A 26,536-nucleotide genomic window follows, 5' to 3' on the forward strand; every position below is an offset into this window, starting at 1 on the left:
CTAAGTTGTTATTATTTGGCAACTTTCATAGGGATTTTTACGTAACTCTTATCCCATCCAATTAAAAGATTTGCACCTTTAGTTTCTTCATCTTTCTCAAAACTCATTGATAAGGCGTCTACCGAATTTTGCATCTGTCTAACTGGTACGTTGATTCTCGCAAGGTCCATTTCAGAGCTATATTCGTAAGCTCCCCAGGTAAGCGTTTTTTTATTCAATATGATAGTCCATTCTTTTTCTTTCGGAATAGAATATAAAGTATAACTTCCCGCATCGATTTTAGCGCCTGCGATCATCACATCTTTGTAAAACGTTACCTCGGTAGCTTCGTTAGCCCCTGTTCTCCAAACTTCGCCAAAAGGCACTAGTTTTCCAAAAACTTCGCGATCTCTACGTTGTGGCCTACTGTAGATTACTCTAGCAATTGGCTCATTATTATCGTTACGGTATAATGCGATATCCATAGGACTCACATCCATTTTTGCAAAATTAGGTCCTTGAGTTTGTGCAGAAAGTGTTGCTGTACCGCTAAGTCCTAAAGCTAAAACGGTCATTATCATTAATTTCTTCATAATTCCTGTGTCATTTATGTTTTAAGTAAATATATGACGTGTGTATAATTAAGCTGTTTATAAGCTGTTAAAATTTTTATATGTTACATTCTGAAAATCATCTAAGGATTAAATTAAAAATTGGTTTAAATAATATCTAAATTCAGACTAATTAATAGTAAGGTGTAATGTAAACAATCTTTTATGTTTAATAATTGTAAGTTCTGAATCATATTTGTGAGAAGAAAAAACAGAGCTTAAAATATTACAATAAACGTGTGGTTTGTTATGCCCGTGACGATAGAGAATTTCTCTTATTGTCATGGGCTTTTTTTGCACAAATTGTTGATAACTTAAAGGGTTTAGAGTCAGGGATTGGTTCAAAGAAATTAACGTTTTGTTATATTTGTTCGTTATTCAAATAGAGACGAATTTAATTAGCAAAATATGAGCGAAGAAGCCAAGGTAAAAAAGTATTCGGCTGATAGTATACAGGCGCTTGAAGGAATGGAGCATGTTCGCATGCGACCTTCAATGTATATAGGAGATACCGGTGTGAGAGGTTTGCATCATTTGGTTTACGAAGTAGTTGACAACTCTATTGATGAGGCGTTAGCGGGGCATTGTGACTCTATAAAAGTTGATATAAACGAAGATAATTCTATTACCGTAGAAGATAACGGTCGTGGTATTCCAATCGATCTTCATAAGAAAGAAGGTGTTTCGGCATTAGAGGTTGTAATGACCAAGATTGGTGCAGGAGGTAAGTTTGATAAAGATTCTTATAAAGTTTCTGGTGGTCTGCATGGTGTAGGGGTAAGTGTGGTTAACGCATTGTCTACACATTTAAAGGCTACAGTTTATCGTGATGGGCAAATTTGGGAGCAGGAGTATGAACTCGGTAAACCTATGTATCCTGTAAAGCAGGTTGGAGAAACAGAACTTGGTGGTACTTTGGTTACTTTTAAGCCAGATCCATCTATTTTTCAGCAAACTTTAGAATATAGCTACGAAACGCTTGCAAAGCGTATGCGTGAATTGGCTTATTTAAATAAAGGGATAACAATCGTGCTAACCGATAAGCGCGAGAAAGATAAAGAAGGTGAATATTTAGGAGAGGTTTTTCACTCAGATGAAGGTCTAAAAGAATTTATCCGGTTTTTAGATAAGTCTAGAGATCCTATTATTTCTGATGTGGTAAGCATGGAAGGCGAAAAAAACGGTATTCCTGTTGAAGTAGCCATGGTTTATAACGATACGTTTAATGAAAATCTTCATTCTTACGTAAACAATATTAATACGCATGAAGGAGGAACTCACCTTTCTGGTTTTAGAAGAGGTTTAACGACCACTTTAAAGAAATATGCAGATGCTTCAGGGTTACTTGAAAAGGTGAAATTCGAAGTTACTGGTGATGATTTCCGTGAAGGATTAACCGCAATTATTTCAGTAAAAGTTGCAGAACCTCAGTTTGAAGGTCAAACTAAAACTAAATTAGGGAACAGGGAAGTAACTTCAGCAGTATCACAAGCAGTTTCAGAAATGCTTGAGAATTATCTGGAAGAAAATCCTAACGATGCAAAAACGATCGTTCAAAAAGTAATTCTTGCCGCTCAGGCTCGTAACGCTGCCAAGAAAGCCCGTGAAATGGTGCAGCGTAAAACAGCCATGAGTATTGGAGGTTTACCTGGGAAATTATCAGATTGCTCTGAAGTAGATCCAACACAATGTGAAGTTTTTCTTGTAGAGGGTGACTCGGCAGGTGGAACGGCAAAGCAAGGGCGTGATCGAAACTTTCAGGCAATTTTGCCACTTCGAGGTAAAATTCTGAACGTAGAAAAGGCAATGTCTCACCGTGTTTTTGATAACGAAGAAATTAAAAATATTTACACCGCGCTAGGTGTAACGATAGGGACTGAGGAAGATACCAAAGCATTAAACATTTCTAAGCTTCGTTATCACAAAATCGTGATTATGTGTGATGCCGATGTGGATGGTAGCCATATCGAAACGCTTATTCTTACTTTCTTCTTTAGATATATGAAGGAGCTTATCGAGCAAGGACACATATATATTGCTACGCCGCCACTATATTTAGTGAAAAAAGGGCAGAAAAAGCGATATGCATGGAGCGAGAAGGAGCGTGATGAAATTGCTGAAAGTTATAGCGGAGGAGTACAGATTCAACGTTATAAAGGTCTTGGTGAGATGAATGCAGAGCAACTTTGGGATACAACCATGGATCCTGAGCACAGAAAATTAAGACAGGTAACTATCGATAATACTGGCGAGGCAGATCGTATTTTCTCTATGTTAATGGGGGATGAAGTGCCGCCACGTAGAGAATTTATAGAAAAGAATGCAAAATATGCGAATATTGACGCATAATGCAAAAGCTAAAGATTTAAAATAAAACCCGGAAGATATTCCGGGTTTTTTCATTTTGTACCGTATTCAAAATTTGATGCTTTTCAGAAAACACCTGATTTTTTAAGAATCTTAATTGATCTAATAATTGAAATTACGTGATGTAGGGTTCAGCTATTTAACCTGTCTTTATTAGTAATCCAACATCATTATTTGTATTTTTGAAATAGATATTAACCGATAAATTTATAAAATGAAAGTTACAGTAGTAGGAGCTGGTTCTGTAGGTGCTAGCTGCGCTGAATATGTTGCCATTAAAAACTTCGCTTCAGAAGTTGTATTATTAGATATTAAAGAAGGTTATGCAGAAGGTAAAGCAATGGACCTTATGCAGACTGCTTCTTTAAACAGTTTTGATACTAAAATAACAGGAAGTACCAACGATTATTCTAAAACAGCCGGTAGTGATGTAGCAGTAATTACCAGTGGTATTCCTAGAAAACCAGGAATGACGCGTGAGGAACTAATTGGTATTAACGCTGGTATCGTTAAAGAAGTATCAAGTAATCTTATTAAGCATTCTCCAAATGTGACGCTAATAGTTGTTAGTAATCCAATGGATACGATGACATATTTAGTACATAAAACAACAGGCCTTCCAAAGAATAAGATCATTGGAATGGGTGGTGCTTTAGATAGTGCTCGTTTCAAATATAGATTAGCCGAAGCTTTAGAAGCTCCAATATCTGATGTAGACGGAATGGTAATTGGTGGTCACAGTGATACCGGAATGGTACCACTTACTAGATTAGCAACTCGTAACAGTATTCCAGTAACTGCATTTCTTTCAGATGATCGTTTAACTCAGGTTTCTGAAGACACTAAGGTTGGTGGTGCTACGCTAACTAAACTATTAGGAACTAGTGCATGGTACGCTCCAGGTGCCGCAGTTTCTGCTTTAGTACAAGCTATTGCTTGTGATCAAAAGAAAATTTTCCCATGTTCAGCTTATCTTGAAGGAGAATACGGACTGGAAGATATCGCAATTGGTGTGCCTGCAGTAATTGGTAAAGACGGTTTAGAAAAAATCGTTGAAATCGAATTAAACGATGCAGAAAAAACTAAAATAAAAGAAAGCGCAGAAGGTGTGAAAAAGACAAATGGTTTATTAGAACTATAGTTTTACCCCCTTTAAACACAGCTAAAAAGCCACATTTTATGTGGCTTTTTTTTATGTTTAAAAGTTAAAATTTTCAAAAAGAAATTATTGGGATTTCAGTATTGAAACGCTATATTTGTCCGTTTTTAAAAAACAGCTATTTAATTATAATTTGAGGAATAATGCAGAATAAAGGACTTATTAAAGTTTTTGCAATTTTATTTGGTTTAGTATGTATCTACCAATTGTCGTTTACATACCTAACAAATAGTGTTGAGAGTGAAGCAGAAGAATTTGCGGCACAGAGGATTGACGAAAATGTAGAGAATTATTCAGATTTAAGAGATCAGGCAGAACAAGATTATCTAGATTCCATCGGGAATAACGAGATCATTGCCGGGATTACTTATAATGCTGCTAAGGATAAAGAATTAAACAAAGGTTTAGACCTTAAAGGGGGAATCAATGTTATTCTACAGATCTCTGTTGAAGATATTATTAGAGGTTTAGCAAATGATTCTGATGATCCTGCTTTCAATAAAGCACTTGTCGAAGCTAGAGAAGCTTCAGTAACTAGTCAGGATGATTATATTGATATTTTCTTTGAAAAATTCGATGCTATTCCAGATGCTCAGTTAGCTTCTCCAGATATTTTTGCTAATAAGACTTTAAGTGACGACGTTACTTACGATATGTCTAACGATGAGGTTAAGCCGATCGTAAGACAAAAAGTGGACGAGTCGATTACTTCAGCTTTTGAAGTATTACGTAAGCGTATCGATAAATTTGGTGTTACTCAACCAAATATTCAACGTTTAGGGAATTCAGGAAGAATTTTAGTAGAACTTCCAGGAGCTAAAGATGTAAACCGAATTCAGAATTTATTACAAAGTACTGCTCAGTTAGAGTTCTGGCATGTATTTAAAAATAACGAATTTGGTCCTTTCCTTACTCAAGCCAACCAAGTTTTAAAAGGTATTGTTTCAGAAGAAGAGCAAGCAGCTGATGTTGCTGATTCTACATCTCAGGAAAATAGTGATATCGATGATTTATTAGCAGATGCTGAAGATAGTACTTCTGTACAGTCTAATAATCCATTATTCGACTTAATCATTGGGCCAGGAGCGCAAGGAGGTCCTGTTTTAGCATATTTTAATGTTCAGGATACTGCTAAAGTAAACACTTACTTAAGTATGCCTCAGGTAAGAAATCTTCTTCCTGCGGAACAACGTTATGCAAGATTTGTTTGGGGGGTGGCAGATGATGATACTAATGCAACAGGTTTATATGCGTTAAAATCGAATAGAGATAACGAACCTCCATTGAGTGGTAGTGTTATTACAGATGCACAACAAACTTACGATCAGGTTGGTCGTGTAGCTGTATCTATGCAAATGGATGGAACAGGAGCTAAGTTGTGGGAAGAAATGACAGGTTATGCTTCAAGTAATCAAACACAAATCGCTATTGTTTTAGATGATGTAGTGTATTCTGCACCCGGAGTTTCTACAGGAGCTATTTCTGGAGGAAGAAGTGAAATCACCGGAGATTTTGGTATTGAAGAAGGAAAAGATTTAGCGAATGTTCTTAGAGCTGGTAAATTACCTGCTTCCGCAGATATTATTCAAAGTGAAATCGTTGGGCCATCTTTAGGTCAGGAAGCTATTGATAGTGGTATGCTTTCTTTCGCAATCGCTTTGGTGTTAGTATTAGTTTGGATGATTTTCTACTACGGAAAAGCCGGAGTTTTTGCTGATATCGCACTTATCGTAAACATCTTGTTTATTTTCGGAATATTAGCTGGTTTAGGCGCTGTACTTACATTGCCTGGTATCGCTGGTATCGTATTAACAATAGGTATGTCGGTTGATGCCAACGTGCTGATCTTTGAACGTATTAAAGAGGAATTAGCTAAAGGAAAATCACAAGCCGAATCTATAAAAGATGGATTTAGTAATGCACTATCTTCAATTTTAGATGCAAACATCACAACTGGTCTTACCGGTTTTATATTATTGATTTTAGGTACTGGACCGATTAAAGGTTTTGCGACAACTTTATTAATTGGTATCGCAACTTCATTATTTACTGCAATATTTATTACTCGTTTGTTTATCGATGGGTATGGTAAGAATGGTAAATCGCTAGAATTTGCTACCGGAATAACTAAAAACCTATTCAAAGGAATGAACAGCGATTTTCTTGGGAAAAGAAAAATTGCTTATATCATTTCAGGAATATTGATTGTAATCAGTTTAGGATCGTTATTTACTCAGCAATTAAATTTTGGAGTTGATTTTGTTGGAGGTCGTACCTATACAGTTAGATTCGATCAAGATGTGAATCCTACTGAAGTTCAAAATGTTCTTGTAGAGCGATTTGGTAATGCTGAAGCAAAAACTTTTGGTCCAAACAATCAGTTGAAGATCACCACAAATTACAAAGTGGATAATGAAGGTACTGAAGTAGATCAGGAAATTCAGGAAGGTCTTTTTGAAGGTCTTCAGCCGTTCTTGCCAGGTGATATCACAGAGGATGAATTTATCAATGGTTCTTCAGATAAAACGGTAGGTATTATGGAGTCTATGAAAGTAGGTCCTACAATCGCCGATGATATTAAGACTGCTTCTTTCTGGGCTGTTTTAGGTTCTTTAATAGTAGTATTCCTTTATATTCTATTAAGGTTTAGAAAATGGCAATTTAGTTTAGGGGCTGTTGCGGCGGTATTCCATGATGTGCTAATTGTACTTGGTGTATTTTCATTATTGTACAAGTTTATGCCTTTTAGCATGGAAATCAATCAGGCATTTATTGCAGCAATTTTAACTGTAATTGGTTACTCGCTGAATGATACTGTGGTAGTATTTGATAGAATTAGAGAATTTGTAAACGAGCACAACACTTGGAACTTAGGTAAAACGGTAAATGCAGCTTTAAATAGTACGTTAAGTCGTACGTTGAATACCTCTTTAACGACATTAGTAGTATTGCTTGCAATATTTATTTTCGGAGGAGAAAGTATTCGAGGCTTTATGTTTGCTCTTATTGTTGGTGTTGTAGTTGGTACATATTCCTCGTTATTTATCGCTACACCGGTGATGTTTGATAGCGTTAAGAAGAAGTCGTCATTACAGGATAAAAAAGAAGTAGAAGAAGAAACCGTGGCTTAACCAGTTAAGTTTCTTATAAGAATAAAAAAATCCCCACAGTTTCTGTGGGGATTTTTTTATTTATTATTGAAATTAATATCGATAATTCGCCAACGCTACTCTTATAATTAAAGTCGAGATTAATCAATTCTGAATTGCTTTTAATCTGAAGATTGGATTAGCAATCAAATTACAAGAATCGAGTTTCTAGAAGTTTTTTAGAGTAGGTATAAGGATATGTTTCCTGAGGCATAGAAAACTTCAGAAGGTATGCGCAAATACCTCCTTCTTGATAATTCCGTTATATAGAGAAATGCTGTTTTACTGCAGTTGTAAAGTAAAAAAGAAGACTTCTTAATTTTGCTGAACGCTGAAGTGATCTCCTTTTGTCAGTCCCCAGCTTTCTGAAGCTCCTGCATTTATCTCGAGTATAAACTGAGCGGGTTCTACAGATGGGAGTGAAGTTTCATCTAATGGTTTAGCATCTTTCTGAAAACTTACTATAGTGCTGTCTGAAGCAAAGAAAACTAAGTCTAGTGGAATATATGTGTTTTTCATATAAAAGCTTCTACGTGCAGCGCTGCTGTAAACGAAAAGCATTCCGTGATCTTGTTCTAAAGATTCTCGATACATTAATCCTGTAGCTCTAGAATAATCGTCATCTGCTATTTCTATATCCAAAGATTGTAACGTATCGCCAGAGGTATCAATTAGATATAATTCCGCGTCTTTTCGAAATTCAATTTCTTCGGTTTCTACTGTCTTTCCTTCATCATTTTTACAGGATGTGAAGATAATAGCGAAACCTAAAATACCTATTTTAAAGAGCTTTTTAACCACTAATGCGCGTTTTGAGGTTTGTTTTGTGGGCGATACATAAAATACAGCCCAGCAATTATAAATGGCACACTTAGCCACTGTCCGGTATTTAAAAGCCATGTAGCTCTTTCTTCCACTTGTGGTTCTTTAACGAATTCTACAAAGAATCTAACCGTCCATAGTAAAACTAAAAATAACCCAAAAATATAACCAATCTTAAATCTTTTGTTGGTTTTCCAGTATAGGAAATACAATAAAAGAAATACAAGTAGATAGCAAAAGCTCTCGTAAAGCTGAGCAGGATGGCGAGGGAAGGATTCTCCTAGGTTCTGGAAGATTATTCCGTAATCGCTATTTGTTGGTTTTCCAATGATTTCAGAATTCATAAAATTCCCAATTCTAACAAATATACCGCCACACGCAACAGGAATAACAATTCGGTCTAAAATCCATAATACGGGTTTGTCTAATACTCTTTTTCGGTATAAATACATTGCCGTAATAATTCCGATTGCGGCTCCGTGACTTGCTAAACCTCTAAAGCCGGTAAATTGAAATTCTGGTTCGAATTTAACCGGTAAGAATATTTCTAAAAGGTGATGCTGAAAATAATCCCAGTCATAAAACAACACATGCCCAAGTCTTGCACCTATTAGTGTAGCAAGAACAGTATAAATAAATAAAGAATCTAGTTTCTCTAATTCGATACCTTCTCTTGTGTAAATAGCCTTCATGATATACCAGCCTAAACCGAAGGCAATAAGAAACATTAAGCTATAATAGTGTATGGTTAGAATTCCTAAGTCTATCCCTTCAGAAGGGCTCCATCTAATTGCGTTGACTAGCATTATTCTTAATTATCGAATTAGCTGTAAATATACATATTTGATAAAACTTCGCCTATAAAAAGCAGTTTAATCAATAATCAGGAAGATTTGCAATCTAAGGAACAGGATCATAGCCACTACCTCCCCAGGGATTACAGCTAATAATACGTTTTATTGCGAGCCATCCGCCCTTAAATAATCCGTGTTTCTTTAGCGCTTCTAAAGTGTATGTAGAGCATGTAGGGGAGTACCTGCAGGTCGCAGGCATTAATGGTGAAATAAAGTTTTGGTAGCATTTAACCAAAGTAATAAATGGATAAATAAGCATTTTTCTAAGCATAGTTATCCATTTATTATTTCAATGTTATAGGACAGAAAATGTAGTTCCGTCTTTTCCATCCTTAAGCTGAATCCCAAGTTCTTGCAATTCGTCACGAATTTTATCGCTTGTTGCAAAATCTCTGTTGTTTCTTGCTTCAGCTCTTAGTTTGATAAGTAATTCAACGGTTCCTGAAAGCTTATCAGAATCATCATCTATATTCGTATCACCATCGCGTAATCCTAAAATATCAAATAGGAAATCGTGAAGTGATTGTTTTAATTCTAATTTGTCTTCCGAAGAAATTTTTAAGGTTTCCTCTTTTATAGAGTTGATAGATTTTACAGCATCAAATAATCTAGCGATTAAAATTGGGCTGTTAAAATCATCATTCATGGCATCATAACAAGATTGCTTCCATTCTGAAAGTTTGAATGTGCTTTCTGTAGCTTCCGGAAGTTCGGCGATAGCGTCGTAAGCATCGATTAATCTGTTAAATCCTTTTTCACTGGCACTTAAAGCTTCTTTTGAAAAATCAAGAATACTTCTGTAATGCGCCTGAAGCATAAAAAATCTCGCAACATTAGGAGAAAACGCTTTCCCGATTACTTTGTTTTGACCGCTAAAAAGTTCTTCAGGAAGAATATTATTTCCGGTACTTTTAGCCATCTTCTTTCCATTTAAGGTAAGCATATTGGCATGCATCCAGTAATTAACAGGGTTTTTACCACTTGCAGCTTCTCCCTGAGCAATTTCGCACTCATGATGAGGGAATTTTAAATCCATCCCACCTCCATGAATATCAAATTCTTCTCCAAGATATTTAGTACTCATTACGGTGCATTCTAAATGCCATCCCGGGAAACCGTCGCTCCATGGCGAAGGCCACCTCATGATATGTTGTGGTTCAGCTTTTTTCCAAAGTGCAAAATCCTGCGGACTTTTTTTATCGCTCTGCGCAGCAAGTTCACGTGTATTGGCAATCATATCTTCAATTGCCCTACCACTTAATTTGCCGTAATGCTTCTCTTCGTTATATTTTAAAACATCAAAGTAAACCGAGCCATTTGCTTCGTAAGCATAACCATTATCGATAATGGTTTTTATAATTTCGATCTGCTCCACAATATGGCCCGTAGCAGTTGGTTCTATGCTTGGTGGTAAATTGTTGAATTTCTCAAGAATATTATGGAAATCTACAGTGTATTTCTGTACCACTTCCATAGGTTCGATTTGCTCTAATCTTGCTTTTTTTGCAATACGATCTTCGCCAGTTTCGGCATCATTTTCTAAATGCCCGGCATCGGTAATATTACGAACGTAACGAACTTTATATCCAAGATGCTTTAGATATCTAAAGACCAGATCAAAAGAAATAAAAGTACGACAATTCCCTAAGTGAACATTGCTATAAACGGTAGGACCGCAAACATACATGCCCACGTGGCTATCATTTATAGGTTTAAATACCTCTTTTTCTCCAGAAATTGTATTGTAAATTCGTAATTGTTGATCTTCGAAAAGCGCCATATTAAAGCGTAGTTTTTAAATAAAGCAATTTAATTAAAATGTAGTGTCGAGCTTAATGTAATCTAGAAATTCTCTACGAACATCTTTCTTTTTAAAAGCGCCGCCAAATTCACTAGTAACTGTACTACTTTCAATATCTCTAATTCCTCTACTGTTTACGCAAAGGTGTTTTGCATCTATCACGCAAGCAACATCATCGGTTCTTAAAACCTCCTGTAATTCTTGCACGATCTGCATCGTTAGACGCTCCTGTACTTGTGGTCTTTTCGCAAAATAATCTACTATTCGATTCATTTTGGATAATCCAACTACAGTTCCGTTAGAAATATAAGCTACATGCGCTTTTCCTACGATTGGGAGAAGATGGTGTTCACAAGTCGAGTAGACGGTGATGTTTTTCTCAACAAGCATTTCACCATATTTGTATTTGTTATCGAAAACAGAGGCTTTAGGCTTTCTTTTTGGATCTAATCCAGAAAAAATTTCGTTAACATACATCTTAGCTACTCGCTGTGGAGTTCCTTTAAGACTATCATCGCTAAGATCTAATCCTAAAGTTTGCATAATATGTTCTACATCTTCCCTAATTAGTGCAATTTTATCGGTGTCACTAATTTCAAAAGCATCTTTTCTTATAGGAGTATCTGCACTACTTCCGGCGTGTGCATCACCCATTTCTTCAATTTCATTCAAAACTTTGTCTATTTTCATGCCGTTTTACGCTATCAGTCGTAAAGTGTTCATTTAGCTTGCAAAGATACACATTTAATAGTCTTTTTACTGTAACTTGTCTATTTATGCATTTTGCATCGTAAAATTTTATAATTTGCGCGCTGATGTTTCCAAATACTCTCCAGATAAGTCTTTTATGTAGCTTGATGCTCATAGGTTTGGGGCTCTCTGCCCAGGGAACCAGATGTGATGATATTCAACCTTTCTGTGCAGGTGATGATCAACTTGTATTCCCAAATTCTAATGCAGGTGTTACAGGTACAATCGTAGCCGAAGAAGGTCCTGACTATGGTTGCCTGGAACTTAAAAGATATCCCGCCTGGTTTTATTTACAAATAGAGGATAGTGGTGATCTAGAATTCTTAATTGCTCAGACAGAGAACGCTGATGGTAGTGGAGAATTACTCGATGTAGATTTTGTGATATGGGGACCCTTTAATAAAAGAGATAATTATTGTAGTGCGTCTATTCTTTCTGAAGAAAATTTAATCGATTGCTCTTATGAAAAAGATGCTATAGAAATAGCTAATATTACAAATGCAAAAGAAGATGAGATTTATGTTTTTGCGGTGCTAAATTATAGTACGTTGCCAGGATATATAAGTCTTGAGCAAATTGAAATGGGTGAAAATTCAGGCTCTACAGATTGTACTGTTTTAGATGGCGTTTTAGGACATGATAAGGTTTTATGTTCTCAAAATGAAACTATTTTGGATGCTGAAATCGATGGTGCTTCAGGTTATCAATGGTCGAAATTTGATAAAAATTTAAATGATTTTTTGACACTTTCAGGGGAAACAGATTCGAATTTGAAGGTTTCAGAAAGCGGAACTTATAAAGTATTAGTTGAAGATGGTGATGGTAATAATGATATTGAGGATGTAATTAATATCCAGTTTTATGATCGACCAAATATCCAGAAGCCGGCTGAATCTATCGCTGTATGCCAAAAAGGAAATATTGTTGATCTTACGCAAAAAGAGCAAGAACTTTTAGTGAATACCAATTTTACTGAAGGATATGAAATAGAATATTTCGAAACACAGCAGGATATTGATAATGATGAAATGATAGCAAAGCCTTCTCTATACACGGCCGAGGTTTCGGAAACGATATTTGTAAGAATAAGAGATCTTTTTACGGGTTGTTATTCTGAGATTAGTGAAATTCAGCTAAATATTCTTCAACTTCCACAAATGAAATTTCCGGAAGAAATCGAAATGTGCGTTGATGCTTCGGGGCAATTTCAGGAAGAATTAGTTTTAGGTTTTGATTATGGTAAAAATTATAATTATACCTGGCTGAATGGAAACGAGGTAATTTCCAATGATTTTGAAATTTATCTAAATCAACAATCGGTAAATCCAGAATACAGTTTAGTAATCACAGAGGCGATAACGGGATGCGAAGTTTCTTATTCTACAAAATTAAAGTACGTCTCAGAACCTGAATCGATAGAAGTTGAAATATTGAAGGCGAATTTTGGCCAAAATTGGAATGTGGAAGTTCGGGCAGAACCATTTTTAGGACATTCTTCGGAATTTGAATATCGTCTGGATGATGGGCTATATACATCGCAAAATGTTTTCAACAATATAGAAAAGGGAGTTCATGAAGTTAGCGTAAGAGAAGTTGGTGGTTGTGGAGGAGTTTTAAAAGATCAATTTACGGTGATTGGATTCGACTTTTTCTTTACTCCTAATGGCGACGGAATTAATGACCGTTGGAAGGTTACAACAGATAAGGATTATCAAATATTGAATATAAAATTGTTTGATCGCTATGGTAATTTTATTCTTGAAATCGATCCCAAAGGCGAAGGTTGGGATGGTACTGCTGATGGTGAATTATTAATTCAGAACGATTACTGGTTTCGGTTAGAATATATAAGTCCCACAACTAACGGTAAGAAAGAATTCAGCGGGCATTTTACGTTGAAAAGATAGTATTAAAAAAGCCTAATGATAAAAATAATCATTAGGCTTTTTTAATTAATCGATATTTTAAATTATAAGCCAAAACTTAGGGAGAACACCAAACTAGAAAACTCTCTATCTATACTGGCTTTATTTGTTAATCCTGTTTGATATAATGATCTACTTTCTGAGAACTGCGTATTGGTATAAGCCGCATCAATTTTAAAAGCGCCAAAGCTATAGCCAATCCCTGCGGAATATCCATCTAAGTCACTCATAGTAACACCATCTTTGTATGGACTTTCTTCATATCTATAACCACCTCTTAAACTCCAGTTGTCTATTCTATATTCTCCACCAATTTTAATCGTAGAGACAGCTGTTAATTCATCTGAAATAAGATTGTTTTGGGTGATAAAATCTCCATCATTTTCCGGTCTAAATTCAGTGTTAGAATAATCCTTGTAACTATAATCAACACTTAATAGTCCCTGGCCACCAAGCACAACTGCCCCGCTAGCCGTTAGCTTTCCCGGTGTCTTCAAAGTATATTCAGGATAAATATTAACAACATCAGGATTTACAATAGTATTTTCGTTGAAAACGTCGCTATAAGAATTCAATGATTGTGTGGTTTCTTCTCTAATATCATACCAGGTAGGCGTGTCATAAGTAGCCCCAATTCTAATGTTATCAGTAATCTTATAGATACCACCTAATTGTACAGAAAAACCATCTCCATTTGTGCTTAAAGTATTTACGAAAGCGATCTCGTTTGTTTCACTACCATTGTTATTATTGGTTTCAAAATATCTCGTGGTTCTATCGTAATTGATAAAATGACTGTTCAGGTTTACACCTAAATATAATTTCTTCTGAAACTCTGTAGCAAAGTTGAAAGAAATTTTACCATTAATACCGGTAGAAACATAATTGTAATTATTCTGAAATTGTCCTGGTGCAACAGAAGAATTGTAGGCGGTATTAGTTAAGTCATCACTTTCTGGGTTTATAACAAATGCCTGATAACCTAAAAGAGCCTGTTGTGCTCCAAAACCTTCATTTTCTCCTAAATAGGAATATAGATCGTCTACCGATTCATCATCATAAGGTATTAGAAGATCTAAAGGGACTCCTTGTGCATAGTCTAAAAAATATTGATCTATAGAACCGTTACTAGATCCAGAAGCCAAGAAAGCATCGTCAAAATTATTCTCTTCAGCAAAGTTTACACCGAAGCTAAATTTTGTAAAATCATTGTTAGTACTGTTAGAATTAAAAATAAGAACGAAACCAGCCTGACTTGCGTTAAAATCGCTGTTGTCGCTACTGCTGAAAGTGTTGTTAAAGCCTGTCGTGTTTTCTTTTGAAACATCAGAAAGTGTTAGTGTTACAGCGCTATTTAAGAAGACTGCTGAACTGGCCGGATTAATTGTAATAGCAGATATATCTCCACCAAGGGCTCCAAAAGCGCCACTCATCGCTTGGAATCTAGCTGTACCTTTAAGATTAGTGTGGGAATATCTTAATGCATCAGTGATATCTTGTGCTTTCATTTGGCTGAAAGTCATTAGAGATAATACTGCAAAGGCTAAAATTTTTTTCATAATCTAGGTGTTATATTCAAAATTAGGCAATAAAATACCCTACAGCTTTGGGCTGTAAGGATATTTTAATATATAAGTTAGGCTTAACCTCTTCCGCCACGGCTACCGCGAGAACTTCCTCCTCTGGAAGAACCACCTGAAGATCTACTACTTGAAGACGAGCGGCTGCTAGAAGAACTACTTCTGCCTACAGAGCTTCTAGAACTTCTAGTTGGAGTAGATGATCTTACAGATCGTGTTCTACTAGGAGTAGAAGATCTGGTGTTGGTTTGATAAGATCTACTAGATCTTGTATTGCTATTGCTACTTCTGCTATAAGAATTTGACGATCTTCTGCTAGATCGGGTATAAACATTATTATCACTACGATCTGCAACTCGACTTCTTGCAGAAGAAGTTCTATTACCTCTTGAGCTACGATCAGAACTTCTTATCTCACGAATTCTTCTGGAATATGAAGAATTACTTCTTGATCTGGTATTTGAGCTTTCTCTTCTATTAACTGCAGTACTATAAGAACTTCTAGATCCTCTACGAGAATTCATATAAGAATAGCGGTTGTCATTGTAATATCTTTGGTAGGTATTATAGTAACTACCTCCGTAATAGTGCCCATTCCATCTTCCATTGTAAAACCAAGGTTGATGAGCACCATATCCATAAGCCCAACCAGTTCCATAGTAAGGAGACCCCCAACCCCAATAAGGAGCGTTATAGAATGAACCAATCCATCCTGAACGATAACCGCGATAAAAGGGGTCATAAAAACCACCGCCCCATGAACCGTAAAATCCTCTATTCCAAAAACCTCCAATGTTATTATTATAGATGTTTATTGTAGTATCATCGGCATCACCTTGTCCCCATGGAGCGTAAGATCCATTATAGGCCATTTCTCCATTCTCGTTGTACATCTCTTCATCTTCAGTATAACCTGAATTAGAGGAATACGTGTCTATATCTGTAAAAACAGCATCTTCCTGCATGGCATCATCTAGCATTGCAGATTGCTGAGCGAACATATTTTTATAGTACGAATTTGCTTCATTAAGTTTTTCCTCTCGTTGCTCATTAGCACTTTGAGGTCTTTCATAACCAGTACGTGGACGGTCTACAGTTCTCGAAGATTCTCCGTAAATTCCATCGTTGTAACCTGAGTATTGGTAAGAACCACATGATGCTAACAATAGCAACAACACAGGTGTAATGAAAACAGATGTTCTTTTGTGTAATTTAGTATTGCTTATCATTAGCGAGTTATTTAATTGTTGAACATTACAAATTTAGTTAGTTTTGCGCTAACAAAATAAGTTTATATTGTATACTTTAAAATACAATATTTATGCCAAAAAAAGATAATGGGTAAGAATTTAACTAGCAGAGCGCAAGACTATTCGAAGTGGTACAACGAACTTGTTGTAAAAGCAGATTTAGCTGAGAATTCAGCGGTTAGAGGTTGCATGGTAATTAAACCATACGGCTATGCAATATGGGAAAAAATGCAGGCTGAATTAGATAGAATGTTTAAAGAAACAGGACATCAAAATGCCTATTTTCCTCTTTTTGTCCCCAAAAGCCTTTTTGAAGCTGAGGAGAAAAATGCTGAAGGATTCGCCAAAGAATGTGCGGTGGTAACACATTATCGACTAAAGAACGATGAGGAAAACAAAGGAAAGCTAATCGTAGATCCTGAAGCTAAGTTAGAGGAAGAGCTTGTGGTTAGACCTACTTCAGAAGCGGTTATCTGGAATACGTATAAAAATTGGGTACAGTCCTATAGAGACTTACCTATTCTTATAAATCAGTGGGCGAACGTTGTTCGTTGGGAAATGAGAACACGTTTGTTTCTTAGAACATCAGAGTTTTTGTGGCAAGAAGGTCATACGGCTCATGCTACTAAAAAGGAAGCACTTGTAGAGACAAAGCAAATGAATGATATCTATGCTGAGTTTGCTGAAAATTTTATGGCTACTCCTGTGATTAAAGGAGCGAAAACAGCGAACGAACGTTTTGCCGGGGCGGTAGAAACATATTGTATAGAAGCTTTAATGCAGGATGGTAAAGCATTGCAAGCTGGTACCTCTCACTTTTTAGGACAGAACTTCGCCAAAGCTTTTGATGTGAAATTCGCAACTAAAGAAGGAGGTCTGGAACATGTTTGGGCAACTTCCTGGGGAGTTTCAACTCGTTTGATGGGAGCCTTGATTATGACGCATAGTGATGATAAAGGTTTAGTATTACCTCCAAAGCTGGCGCCAATTCAGGTAGTGATTGTTCCTATTTATAAAAATGAAGAACAATTAGATCAAATTTCAGAAGTAGCTAATCAATTAGTAAAAGATCTACGAGCTAGAGGGGTGTCGGTTAAATTTGATAATCGAGATACGCAGAAACCGGGATGGAAATTTGCGCAATACGAGTTGCAAGGTGTTCCAGTACGTTTAGCTATTGGGCCTAAAGATTTAGAGAAAGGAACTGTAGAGCTTGCAAGAAGAGATACGCTTACCAAGGAGTTTGTGCAGATGGATGGTGTTGTAGATAAAGTACCAGCTTTAATGGAGGAAATTCAGGATACATTATTTAATAAGGCACGAAACTTCCGTGATGAGCATATTACGAAAGTAGATAGCTTTGATGAGTTTAAAAAGGTGCTAAAAGATAAGGGTGGTTTTATATCAGCGCACTGGGATGGATCCCCAGAAACCGAAAATAAAATTAAAAGCTTAACAAAAGCGACAATTAGATGTGTGCCTTTCGAAAGAGAAGAAGAAGCCGGAACCTGCGTTTTAACAGGGGAACCTTCTAAAGGACGAGTGCTTTTTGCGAAAGCTTATTAAATTTTTTGAATTTTTTTCGCGGAACATTTGCGGCATTTAAAAAAAGTTGTATTTTTGCATCCGCAATTGAAACAAAAAATTGTTGGTCCGTTCGTCTAGGGGTTAGGACGCCAGGTTTTCATCCTGGTAACAGGGGTTCGATTCCCCTACGGACTACTAAAACAACACTAATGTTCGTGTTGTAGTAAAGCCTTAAATGGCATGAAATTTTAAGAATATTTGGTCCGTTCGTCTAGGGGTTAGGACGCCAGGTTTTCATCCTGGTAACAGGGGTTCGATTCCCCTACGGACTACTTTTAAAGAATTAATTAAATAATTTGTAATGGCAAATCATAAGTCAGCGTTAAAGAGAATCCGTAGCAACGAGGCTAAAAGGCTTAGGAACCGCTATCAGCATAAAACTACTAGAAACGCAATCAAAAAATTGCGTGAAACTGAGGATAAAAAAGAAGCTGAAGCTCTTTATCCTTCTGTAGCTTCTATGATTGATAAGTTAGCTAAAAAGAACGTAATACACACAAATAAAGCTTCTAACTTAAAGTCTAAGCTAGCTAAACACGTAGCTGCACTTTAATTTAGGATTATTTATAAGTGTTCAATTTATAGAGGAATGCTCTCTTTATTAGGGAGCATTTTTTTTATTCTTAGGCTTTAAGGAAAAAATAAAGCTCCTTCGTTAATTTCGAAGGAGCTTTTGTTGTTTTCAGTAACTAAAATTAGAAAACCGATAAGCCTGTTAAAGTAGTAAGTCTTTCTAAAGCTTTCATTCCTAATTCAGAGTTTCCTTTTTTGTTCAATACAGGGCTCCATACAGCTACAGAATATTGTTGAGGATGGATTGCAGCAATACCGCCACCAACGCCACTCTTTCCCGGTAGGCCAACCTCAAAACTAAATTCTCCCGATTCGTCATAGAATCCGCAGGTCTGCATCAATGCGTTCAGTCGTTTTACCGTACTGGGATTTAAAACCTGTTCTCCTGTGCGTAGAATCTGGCCTTTATTCGCGTAAAGCATAAATGCCTTTGCCAGAGTTTTGCAAGACATGCTTAGCGAACAAGAATAGAAATAAAAGTCTATAATTTTATCAACGTCACATTTAATATTTCCCAGCGCTTTCATGTAATTAACTAAAGCTATATTTCTATATCCCGAAGAAAGTTCAGATTGTGCAACTTTCTCGTCGTATTCAATATCCTCTTCTCCAGTAATCTTTCTTACAAAATCTAAAAGTTCTTGTTTTGGATCATCTAAAATATCAACTAGAATGTCGCAAATTACCAGCGCACCTGAATTAATAAATGGATTTCTTGGAACTCCTCGATCCTGTTCCAGTTGCATTAACGAATTAAATGGATTTCCGGAAGGTTCTACATGAACCCTTTCCCAAACCTTACTTCCTAGATTACGAATTGCAAGTGATAAGGTGAAAACTTTACTGATGGACTGTATCGAAAATTTTTCTTCATGATCTCCAAAACCATAAATCTCGCTTTCACTTCTATAAAGATGCATGCCAAACTTTTTAGGGTCTACCTTGGCAAGTTCAGGAATATAGGCGGCTACTTTTCCTTTTACATCTCTGTAGCTCATTTCTTCCTGAATCGTATTCAATATATCTTTATAATCTATCATTAATTGAGATGTGTTAAGGTTGTATTTGGTTCTACTTCGTAAGCTTCCTTATTGCATTCGAAAATTCTGGCAGAGAGTTGCCCCTTAAGAGTGATTTCATTACCATCTAATTCTAACCAACTTCCTTCGCGAAGGCCAACTACAGGTTGCGTATTTATACGATGAAATTCTTTAATTCTGGTCTCTCTTGTTTCTCCTTTGTGCGTCGAATTAGTATCTGGATCGAGATAGTGTGGATTGATGTTGAAAGGAACAAAGCCCAGTGTTTTAAACGATTTTGGCTGAATTATAGGCATATCATTGGTAGTGCCCATAGTTAAGCCGGTAATATTAGTTCCCGCACTTGTGCCCATATAAGGGGTTCCATACAATACAACCTGGCGCAAGGTTTCCATTATTCCGTTACGATATAACTCGCTAACCAATAAAAAAGTATTCCCGCCACCAGTAAAAATGCCATCAGCATTCTTTAGAGCATCCAAAGGTTTTTCAAATTCATGAATTCCTCTAAGATCAAGATTTGCCTTTTTAAATGCCTGTTTTGCTTTTTTCGTATAGTCATCATGGCTAATTCCGCCAGGTCTTGCGTAGGGTATAAATAGTATCTCTTTATTACTTCCGTAGAGATTATTTAAGTGCGGAAGTAAATATGATAAGTAATCTTCTCCGTGCAAAGTTGATGTGCTGGCGAGTATTGCTTTTTTCATTTTCTTATTTTTAGCAAAAGTAGATAGAAAAGAGTCTTTTAACAAAAGTTTACAGGCGTCATATCACTAATATTCATGGAGGATTCATTATTTTTAGGTAAAGCCTTCAAACCATGATCCGAAAACTATCATTTTTAATTTTATTTATTTCAGCAACTATTTTTGCACAGGATAATCGTATCCAAATTAGTGGGGGGATAGACGTTCCCGAAACGGATGAGCCCGACGGAATAACTATTTTTAATGAGTCGACCAGTAGAGGAACTATTTCTAATAAAATAGGACAGTTTCAAATTAATGCGGGTTTGAACGACCGTTTGGTGTTTTCCTCGCTTCAGTTTGAACAATTTTCAGTACGTGTTACAGAAGATATGCTAGAATCTGGTATACTGAATGTGGCTGTAAATGTAGCAGTAAACGAACTACCGGAAGTAAATGTCGTTAAAGGAAATCTTACAGGATCGGTGCGTGTAGATGTGAACCGAATAAAAGTAACACCGGCTCAGTTACCAGATACCGATGCTGACCGCTTAGAAACACCAAAAATTGCAACGCCATATAGCTATCCTATTCGCAATCAGGCCGAATTATCTAGTAGAACATATATGGTAAATGGGCTTAATCTTATTAATGTTTTTAAGGTAATTACCGGTAAATACGGTGAAGAGGAGACTAATTATAGAGTAATACCTTATAACGAGTTAGATGATGAAATTAAAGAAATGTATAGTAATGATTTCTTTAAAGAAACTCTAGATTTAGAAGCAGATCAGGTAAATGCCTTTGTGTTTTTTGCAGCCGATAATGGTTTGAATGGACAAATGCTTTCTGAAGAAAACGACTTAGATATTATTCAATTTTTAGTAGAACAGCGCCAAGCTTATCAGTCGCATTTAAATACTGATGTTGAAAAACTAGATTAATTTTTTGTTCTCCAAATGTAATTTCTGAAGGAAATAGTAGTTATCTAATTAAGAATCATCATTAAATCCCAGCGATCTGAGAAGCATCAATGGGATAAATTTCTTGTTTATTTTCATCAATCAATTTGTTCCTTGCGTTACTTAATTTCAATTATATTTTTATTTGGTATAATTCATTCGACTTGCTCCCAATCTAAAGTTATCCACGGTAGCGTTATTGCAGATTCCTTAGATTCGAGTTTGATCAATATCGTGAATGTATCCGCAAGTCGGGGAACTTCTAGTGAGGCAACAGGAAAGTTTACGATAAACGCTTCAGTATACGACACTATCTTATTTTCTTCTGTTCAGTATAAAAAGAAAACCGTAGTTATTACTTCAGAAGTATACAAAAATGCTTTTCTCGAAGTCTATTTAGAAGCTGCAATAAATCTTTTAGATGAAGTTAAACTTCCAAATCTCTCTGGTAATTTAGCGTCAGATTTAGAAAACATGCCAATAAATGACAAATATGCGCTAAAAGCGCCAATGTCATTAAAAATGCCGCTTAGTCACGAAGAGAAAATGCTTTATACTGCTACAACTGGTCCTGGAGGTTCTCGATTTAAATGGTATGCAATCTTTTTAGGTAGTGTTCCTTTAGATCCTATAATTAATGGTTTGAGCGGTAGAACAAAAATGCTTAAAAAGCTGAATAAAAATGTAAAGGAGCAAAATGCTTTAGAAACCCAATTAGACTTACATAGAACATATCTTCTTACAAAGTGTCACTTAGAAGAGTCGCAATTATTTCTATTTTTGAATTTCTGCTTTTCTAAGCCAGAGTATATAGAAATACTTGCTGCTAATAATAAATTAAGATTATTGGAGTTTTATAAGAAGGAATCTAAGAATTTTCTCAAAAACTTAAAAGAAAAGGTTGTTGATGATAGCTTAAAATCATATTAATCTAAAAAATCTTTAGTGCAAAAGATTATTACCTGTTTCATCCTATTACTAACGCAAGCAGTGCTTACCGCCCAACAACCAGTACAACTGGAAGGGAGAATTATTGCCGATAGTTTGGAGTACACTTTTATAAATATTTTAAATATCTCTGCTCATAAAGGAACAACCAATGATCGCGAAGGACGCTTTATTGTTGAGGTGAACGAAAATGATACCCTGCAATTTTCATCGGTTCAATTTCAAAAAAAAGAAGTAGTAATTACAAAATCTATTTTAGCTTCTAAATTTTTAGAAGTCATTTTAGTGCCGGGCGTTAACCAGCTTGATGAAGTTTATATTTCTAATTCTAATCTTGTTGGGGATTTAGGGAAAGACTTTAGTAAAATTCAGTTTTATGACAAATATGAACTTGATGCTCCCCAGCTAAAACAAGATATCCCTTCTTTAATAGATCGAAAAATTGCAGCTACAGGCGGTGATCCTTCAAATTTACTGCTTAACACAATATCAGGAGATCGTCAAAGGTTAAAAAAGATTAAGGCAAATATGGATTACGATTCTAGGATTGAAAAAGCCCTTTTGTTGTTGCCTCCAGAATTTTTTAAAACAATAAATATCAAGAAAACAGAGCAGATGCTTTTTCTTTATTTCTGTGCTGAAGATTCCTATTTTGAAACTCTTGTAAATTTCGAAAGAAAAGGAGATCTGGTAGTTTTTCTGAAAGAGAAAAGTTTGGCGTGGCAAAAACGAACCGATGGATAATAAAATCTTCCTTGTCTTATTAGCGATATTCTGTGTTTTTAGCTCTGGTCTTTCTCAGCAGCGGCAAGACTTAACAGGAAGAATTCTTAATGACTCGATAGGAGAAACATTCGTAAATATCGTAAATATTACTGCGGAAACTGGTACCGTTAATGAAAGTGATGGTAGTTTTGTTATTACAGTAAAAGAAAACGATAGCATCCTTTTCTCTTCAGTACAGTTTGAAAATAAATACGTAGTAATTACCAAAGAAATTTTAGCAAGGAATTTTTTGGAAGTAGCGCTTTTAGAGGAAGTAAATCGGTTAGAAACAGTTCATCTTAATAATATAAAACTCACCGGGAATCTGGAAGGCGATATACAAGGTATCAAGGTGAAGCCATTAATGTTTCTTCCGCCTCCCAGAAAAAAACTAACTATGGCACAGCGCAAAATGGGATCTTACGGTGGCGGTTTAGGAATGCTTATAGGCGCATTAAACGGAGATTTGAAATATTTGAAAAAAGCTCAGAAAAATTATGAGTTGCAGGGTGAAGCCTATCAGTTGTTGGAAAGTATACCCAAGGGGATTTTTACTGAAGACTTTGGATTAGAGGAATGGGAAGTGATCAATTTTATGTTTTATTGCGCGCGGAATAATAATAGCAATCTTGAAAAATTAATTGCTGAAGATGATACCTTAGCGTTAATCGCGTATTTTGAAAAACAGGCAGAAGATTTTAAAGCGCTTAGCAGGAAAGGCGATGTTCCAAAACTTGAAGGCAGTAATGAAAATCGATAAATCTCAGCATAAATCTTAAAAAGTCCTCGAAAATAGTGAACTTCGTGCTTTGGACTAAAATTTGTTATTCTGAAGTAAAATTTTTTAAATGAAAAAATCTGGATTTTTAGCAGTACTCATTTTTGCTTGTCTTTCTTTAAGTGCTATTTCCCATAAATTCTATTTAAGTGTCACTGAAATCGAATATAAAGAAGAACAGAAGGATCTACAGATCATTTCTAAAGTGTTTATTGATGATTTCCAAAACGTTTTAGAAAAACGATATGGAGAATCAATAAGTTTATCGGTAGAAGCAGAAGAAGGACATGTAAAAGAATTGATTCAGAAATATTTAAAGTCTAAACTTCAAATTTCAGTAAACGGAAAATCTATACCATTGCATTACTTGGGTAAGAAATACGATAAAGATCAACTGATTCTGTTTATAGAAGGCGAAAATGTCGAAGCCTTCAATTCAATAAAAATTACCAATGCCATTCTTACAGATTTGTATGATGAACAAAAGAATGTGGTAAATGTAAAGGTGAAAGATGATATTAAAAGTCTCATGCTAATGAGAGATGCCGATACCGATGTGTTAAAATTTCTCGATTAAACCCCAAACGGTTAGAAATTTATTTATTTTTAGCAATATTTAACAAATTAATCATACATGAAAACAATCAAACTGATATGTTCAGCGTTTTTAATGTTTGCTATTACAGGAGTGAACGCCCAGGAAGAGCAACAAGAAACCCCAAAACCGCAGGGACATACTAACCAAAACAAATTTAGACAACTATACCAGGAGTTTAGAGATCCAAGTATGTATCGTACTGCATCTGGAGCACCTGGCGAAGCCTATTATCAAAACGAAGCCGACTATCAAATGGAGATCGTTTTAGATGATGAAAATACAAAGCTAAGCGGAGAAGAAATTATAACCTACCACAATAATTCGAAAAACAAATTAGAATATTTATGGATGCAATTAGATCAAAACATCCGTAAAAAAGACGCTCCAGCTTTAGAAAAAGGATCTAGCGGCATGGCGCCCGTTGCGCAGCCTGGTCGTTTTGCTGATCAATATTTAAAAGAACCTTTTGATGGAGGTTTTAATATCGAAGAGGTGAAAGCAGATGGTGATAAAATTTCTTACACTATTAATAATACCATGATGCGTATCGATCTTCCTGAACCTTTAGAGGCTGGGGAGAGTTTTACGTTCAGCGTAAAATGGTGGTATAATGTAAATAATCACGTAACCAATAGAGCTCGTTCTGGTTATGAGCAATTCGAGGATGGAAACAGAGCTTACGAAATTGCACAGTTTTTCCCAAGGATGGCTGTTTATAACGATGTTGAAGGATGGCAAAATATGCAGTTTTGGGGTAGTGGAGAATTTGCGCTGCCGTTCGGGGATTACGAAGTAAGTATTACCGTTCCTGCAGATCACGTGATGGAAGCAACAGGAGAACTTCAAAATCGTGACGATGTCTATACCAAAGACATGATGAAGCGTTTTAAGAAAGCAAAAAAATCTTACGATGAGCCTGTTATTATTAGAACTCAGGAGGAAGCAGTAGAGGCTTCTAAAGGTTTTGATAAGAAAACAAAAACTTGGACGTACAAAGCCGAGATGGTTAGAGATTTTGCTTTCGCAACATCAAGAAGATTTATCTTAGATATGATGGCTGTTAAAATGAATGATGACAGCGATGTAATGGCAGTATCAATTTACCCAAAAGAAGGAAATCCACTTTGGGAAAAATGGTCTACAAGAGTAGTAGCTTCTACATTAGAGAGCTATTCAGATCATACGTTTATTTACCCTTATCACAAAGCTGTATCTGTACATGCTAAGAATCAGGGGATGGAATATCCTATGATTTGTTGGAACTACGGTCGTCCAGACGAAAATGGAGAATATAGCGACCGTGTAAAATACGGAATGATAGGAGTTATTATTCACGAAGTTGGTCATAACTTCTTCCCAATGATCGTAAATAGTGATGAGCGCCAATGGGGATGGATGGACGAAGGTATTAATACTTTTGTACAATATTTAGCCGAGCAGGAATTTGGAGAACGCTATCCAGAAGCTATCGAAGGTTACGATAAATACCCTTCGCGTCGTGGTATTCCCGCTAATATTGTCCCTTATATGAAAGGGAATCAGGATTTTATTGCGCCAATTATGGCAAATCCAGAAGAGGTTTTTCAATTAGGAAATAACGCTTACGGTAAGCCAGCAACAGCACTTAATATTTTGCGAGAAACAGTAATGGGACGTGAGTTATTTGATCATGCTTTCCATACCTATTCTCAAAGATGGATGTTTAAACATCCAACTCCAGAAGATTTCTTTAGAACTATGGAAGATGCTTCAGCAGTCGATTTAGATTGGTTTTGGAGAGGATGGTTCTACACTACAGATTATACAGATATCGGAGTAGCAGATGTGAAAAAATACTACGTTACCGATAAGCAGACAAAAGAAGGGCTAGAACTTTTAGAGCGTTATGGTGCAAATCCTGAGGAAATTGATGCGATCTATGTAGTTGAAGAGGGAAACGAAGAGTTTGAAGAAATTATGAAAGGAAAAAGCATTTTAGAAAATTCTGAAAAGCTTAATGCTTATGTAATGGATAACTTTTCAGCAGAAGAGCGTAATAGTCTTGAAGTTCCAAAATATTTTTATCAGGTTACATTCAATAAGCCAGGTGGTTTAGTAATGCCGATAATTGTAGAACTTACATATGCCGATGGTTCTACTGAAATGAAAAGATATCCTGTACAGGTTTGGATGAAAAATGATAGCGAGGTAGTAAAAACTATCGCTTCTAATAAAGAAATTACCAAAGTAGTGGTAGATCCAGATTTAGAAACAGCAGATGTGGATTTAAGCAATAATAGCTGGCCAAAAGAAGAAACTCCTAACGAGTTTGAAAAGTTTAAAAATAAAACTGACGGATAGTCAAAAAAAGTT

The 26,536-nt window shown here is 35.9% G+C and carries 22 protein-coding genes and 2 tRNA genes; 14 read left to right on the forward strand and 10 right to left on the reverse strand.

Annotated features, from left to right (window positions below):
- Nucleotides 1-11 precede the first annotated feature (11 nt).
- Complete coding sequence (locus QWY91_RS16645) at nt 12-572, reverse strand: DUF2911 domain-containing protein (RefSeq protein ID WP_290236631.1); 561 nt, start codon at nt 570-572, stop codon at nt 12-14.
- 426 nt (nt 573-998) lie between these two features.
- Between QWY91_RS16645 and gyrB the strand changes: the two genes are divergently transcribed.
- From gyrB to secDF, 3 genes are all read left to right on the forward strand, one after another.
- The gene (gene gyrB / locus QWY91_RS16650) at nt 999-2,939 is read left to right on the forward strand and encodes a DNA topoisomerase (ATP-hydrolyzing) subunit B (RefSeq protein WP_290236632.1); all 1,941 of its coding nucleotides are present in this window, start codon (nt 999-1,001) and stop codon (nt 2,937-2,939) included.
- 232 nt (nt 2,940-3,171) lie between these two features.
- Entirely contained in the window at nt 3,172-4,098 is a 927-nt protein-coding gene (gene mdh / locus QWY91_RS16655; RefSeq protein WP_290236633.1) for a malate dehydrogenase, read from the forward strand.
- Between the two features lie 161 nt (nt 4,099-4,259).
- Nucleotides 4,260-7,247: a protein translocase subunit SecDF gene (secDF, locus tag QWY91_RS16660; protein WP_290236634.1), complete on the forward strand. Its 2,988-nt coding sequence runs from the start codon at nt 4,260-4,262 to the stop codon at nt 7,245-7,247.
- 333 nt (nt 7,248-7,580) lie between these two features.
- Here the strand turns inward: secDF and QWY91_RS16665 are convergent, their stop codons facing one another.
- The 5 genes from QWY91_RS16665 to folE all read right to left on the reverse strand — a co-directional run bounded on the left by QWY91_RS16665 (nt 7,581) and on the right by folE (nt 11,432).
- Nucleotides 7,581-8,066: a DUF192 domain-containing protein gene (locus tag QWY91_RS16665; protein ID WP_290236635.1), complete on the reverse strand. Its 486-nt coding sequence runs from the start codon at nt 8,064-8,066 to the stop codon at nt 7,581-7,583.
- Entirely contained in the window at nt 8,066-8,893 is an 828-nt protein-coding gene (lgt, locus tag QWY91_RS16670) for a prolipoprotein diacylglyceryl transferase (RefSeq protein WP_290236636.1), read from the reverse strand. Before lgt ends, QWY91_RS16665 begins: the two co-directional genes overlap by 1 nt.
- A gap of 94 nt (nt 8,894-8,987) precedes the next feature.
- Nucleotides 8,988-9,212, reverse strand: a complete 225-nt coding sequence (gene yidD / locus QWY91_RS16675) for a membrane protein insertion efficiency factor YidD (protein ID WP_290236637.1) — start codon at nt 9,210-9,212, stop codon at nt 8,988-8,990.
- A 24-nt stretch (nt 9,213-9,236) separates the two neighbouring features.
- The gene (gene cysS / locus QWY91_RS16680) at nt 9,237-10,721 is read right to left on the reverse strand and encodes a cysteine--tRNA ligase (protein WP_290236638.1); all 1,485 of its coding nucleotides are present in this window, start codon (nt 10,719-10,721) and stop codon (nt 9,237-9,239) included.
- Between the two features lie 33 nt (nt 10,722-10,754).
- Nucleotides 10,755-11,432 carry a GTP cyclohydrolase I FolE gene (gene folE / locus QWY91_RS16685; RefSeq protein WP_290236639.1) on the reverse strand — a complete coding sequence of 226 codons (678 nt, stop codon included), beginning with the start codon at nt 11,430-11,432 and terminating at the stop codon, nt 10,755-10,757.
- A 125-nt stretch (nt 11,433-11,557) separates the two neighbouring features.
- Between folE and QWY91_RS16690 the strand changes: the two genes are divergently transcribed.
- On the forward strand, nt 11,558-13,399 hold the full coding sequence (locus QWY91_RS16690) for a T9SS type B sorting domain-containing protein (RefSeq protein ID WP_290236640.1): 1,842 nt from the start codon (nt 11,558-11,560) through the stop codon (nt 13,397-13,399).
- 62 nt (nt 13,400-13,461) lie between these two features.
- Here the strand turns inward: QWY91_RS16690 and QWY91_RS16695 are convergent, their stop codons facing one another.
- Both QWY91_RS16695 and QWY91_RS16700 read right to left on the reverse strand, forming a co-directional pair.
- Nucleotides 13,462-14,976, reverse strand: coding sequence for an OmpP1/FadL family transporter (locus QWY91_RS16695; RefSeq protein ID WP_290236641.1), 1,515 nt, complete (start codon nt 14,974-14,976; stop codon nt 13,462-13,464).
- Between the two features lie 83 nt (nt 14,977-15,059).
- The gene (locus tag QWY91_RS16700) at nt 15,060-16,226 is read right to left on the reverse strand and encodes a hypothetical protein (RefSeq protein ID WP_290236642.1); all 1,167 of its coding nucleotides are present in this window, start codon (nt 16,224-16,226) and stop codon (nt 15,060-15,062) included.
- Nucleotides 16,227-16,334: 108 nt separating this feature from the next.
- Here QWY91_RS16700 and proS point away from each other — a divergent pair, with 108 nt between their 5' ends.
- The 4 genes from proS to rpsT all read left to right on the forward strand — a co-directional run bounded on the left by proS (nt 16,335) and on the right by rpsT (nt 18,387).
- Nucleotides 16,335-17,813, forward strand: a complete 1,479-nt coding sequence (gene proS / locus QWY91_RS16705) for a proline--tRNA ligase (RefSeq protein ID WP_290236643.1) — start codon at nt 16,335-16,337, stop codon at nt 17,811-17,813.
- Nucleotides 17,814-17,897: 84 nt separating this feature from the next.
- Nucleotides 17,898-17,969, forward strand: a tRNA-Glu gene (locus QWY91_RS16710).
- A gap of 65 nt (nt 17,970-18,034) precedes the next feature.
- Nucleotides 18,035-18,106 (forward strand) — tRNA-Glu (locus QWY91_RS16715).
- Between the two features lie 29 nt (nt 18,107-18,135).
- A complete protein-coding gene (gene rpsT, locus QWY91_RS16720; RefSeq protein ID WP_290236644.1) occupies nt 18,136-18,387 on the forward strand; it encodes a 30S ribosomal protein S20 in 252 nt (83 codons plus the stop codon).
- Nucleotides 18,388-18,529: 142 nt separating this feature from the next.
- Here rpsT and QWY91_RS16725 read toward each other — a convergent pair whose 3' ends face one another.
- On the reverse strand, nt 18,530-19,444 hold the full coding sequence (locus tag QWY91_RS16725; protein ID WP_290237118.1) for a glutaminase: 915 nt from the start codon (nt 19,442-19,444) through the stop codon (nt 18,530-18,532).
- Between the two features lie 2 nt (nt 19,445-19,446).
- Entirely contained in the window at nt 19,447-20,154 is a 708-nt protein-coding gene (pepE, locus tag QWY91_RS16730) for a dipeptidase PepE (RefSeq protein WP_290236646.1), read from the reverse strand.
- Nucleotides 20,155-20,267: 113 nt separating this feature from the next.
- On the opposite strand from pepE, the gene QWY91_RS16735 reads away from it, so the two are divergent.
- The 6 genes from QWY91_RS16735 (at nt 20,268) to QWY91_RS16760 (ending at nt 26,524) form a co-directional block, all read left to right on the forward strand.
- The gene (locus QWY91_RS16735) at nt 20,268-21,077 is read left to right on the forward strand and encodes a BamP family beta-assembly machinery protein (protein ID WP_290236647.1); all 810 of its coding nucleotides are present in this window, start codon (nt 20,268-20,270) and stop codon (nt 21,075-21,077) included.
- Between the two features lie 252 nt (nt 21,078-21,329).
- Nucleotides 21,330-22,025, forward strand: coding sequence for a peptidase associated/transthyretin-like domain-containing protein (locus QWY91_RS16740; RefSeq protein WP_290236648.1), 696 nt, complete (start codon nt 21,330-21,332; stop codon nt 22,023-22,025).
- 15 nt (nt 22,026-22,040) lie between these two features.
- Nucleotides 22,041-22,787 (forward strand): peptidase associated/transthyretin-like domain-containing protein, encoded by a 747-nt coding sequence (locus tag QWY91_RS16745; RefSeq protein WP_290236649.1) that lies wholly within the window; start codon nt 22,041-22,043, stop codon nt 22,785-22,787.
- Entirely contained in the window at nt 22,780-23,568 is a 789-nt protein-coding gene (locus tag QWY91_RS16750; RefSeq protein WP_290236650.1) for a peptidase associated/transthyretin-like domain-containing protein, read from the forward strand. The genes QWY91_RS16745 and QWY91_RS16750 overlap by 8 nt, the downstream gene beginning before the upstream one ends.
- A gap of 88 nt (nt 23,569-23,656) precedes the next feature.
- A complete protein-coding gene (locus tag QWY91_RS16755) occupies nt 23,657-24,163 on the forward strand; it encodes a DUF6702 family protein (protein ID WP_290236651.1) in 507 nt (168 codons plus the stop codon).
- Between the two features lie 57 nt (nt 24,164-24,220).
- Nucleotides 24,221-26,524, forward strand: coding sequence for a M1 family metallopeptidase (locus tag QWY91_RS16760; RefSeq protein WP_290236652.1), 2,304 nt, complete (start codon nt 24,221-24,223; stop codon nt 26,522-26,524).
- Nucleotides 26,525-26,536 lie beyond the last annotated feature (12 nt).

Source organism: Zunongwangia endophytica (genome assembly GCF_030409505.1).
GTDB lineage: Bacteria > Bacteroidota > Bacteroidia > Flavobacteriales > Flavobacteriaceae > Zunongwangia > Zunongwangia endophytica.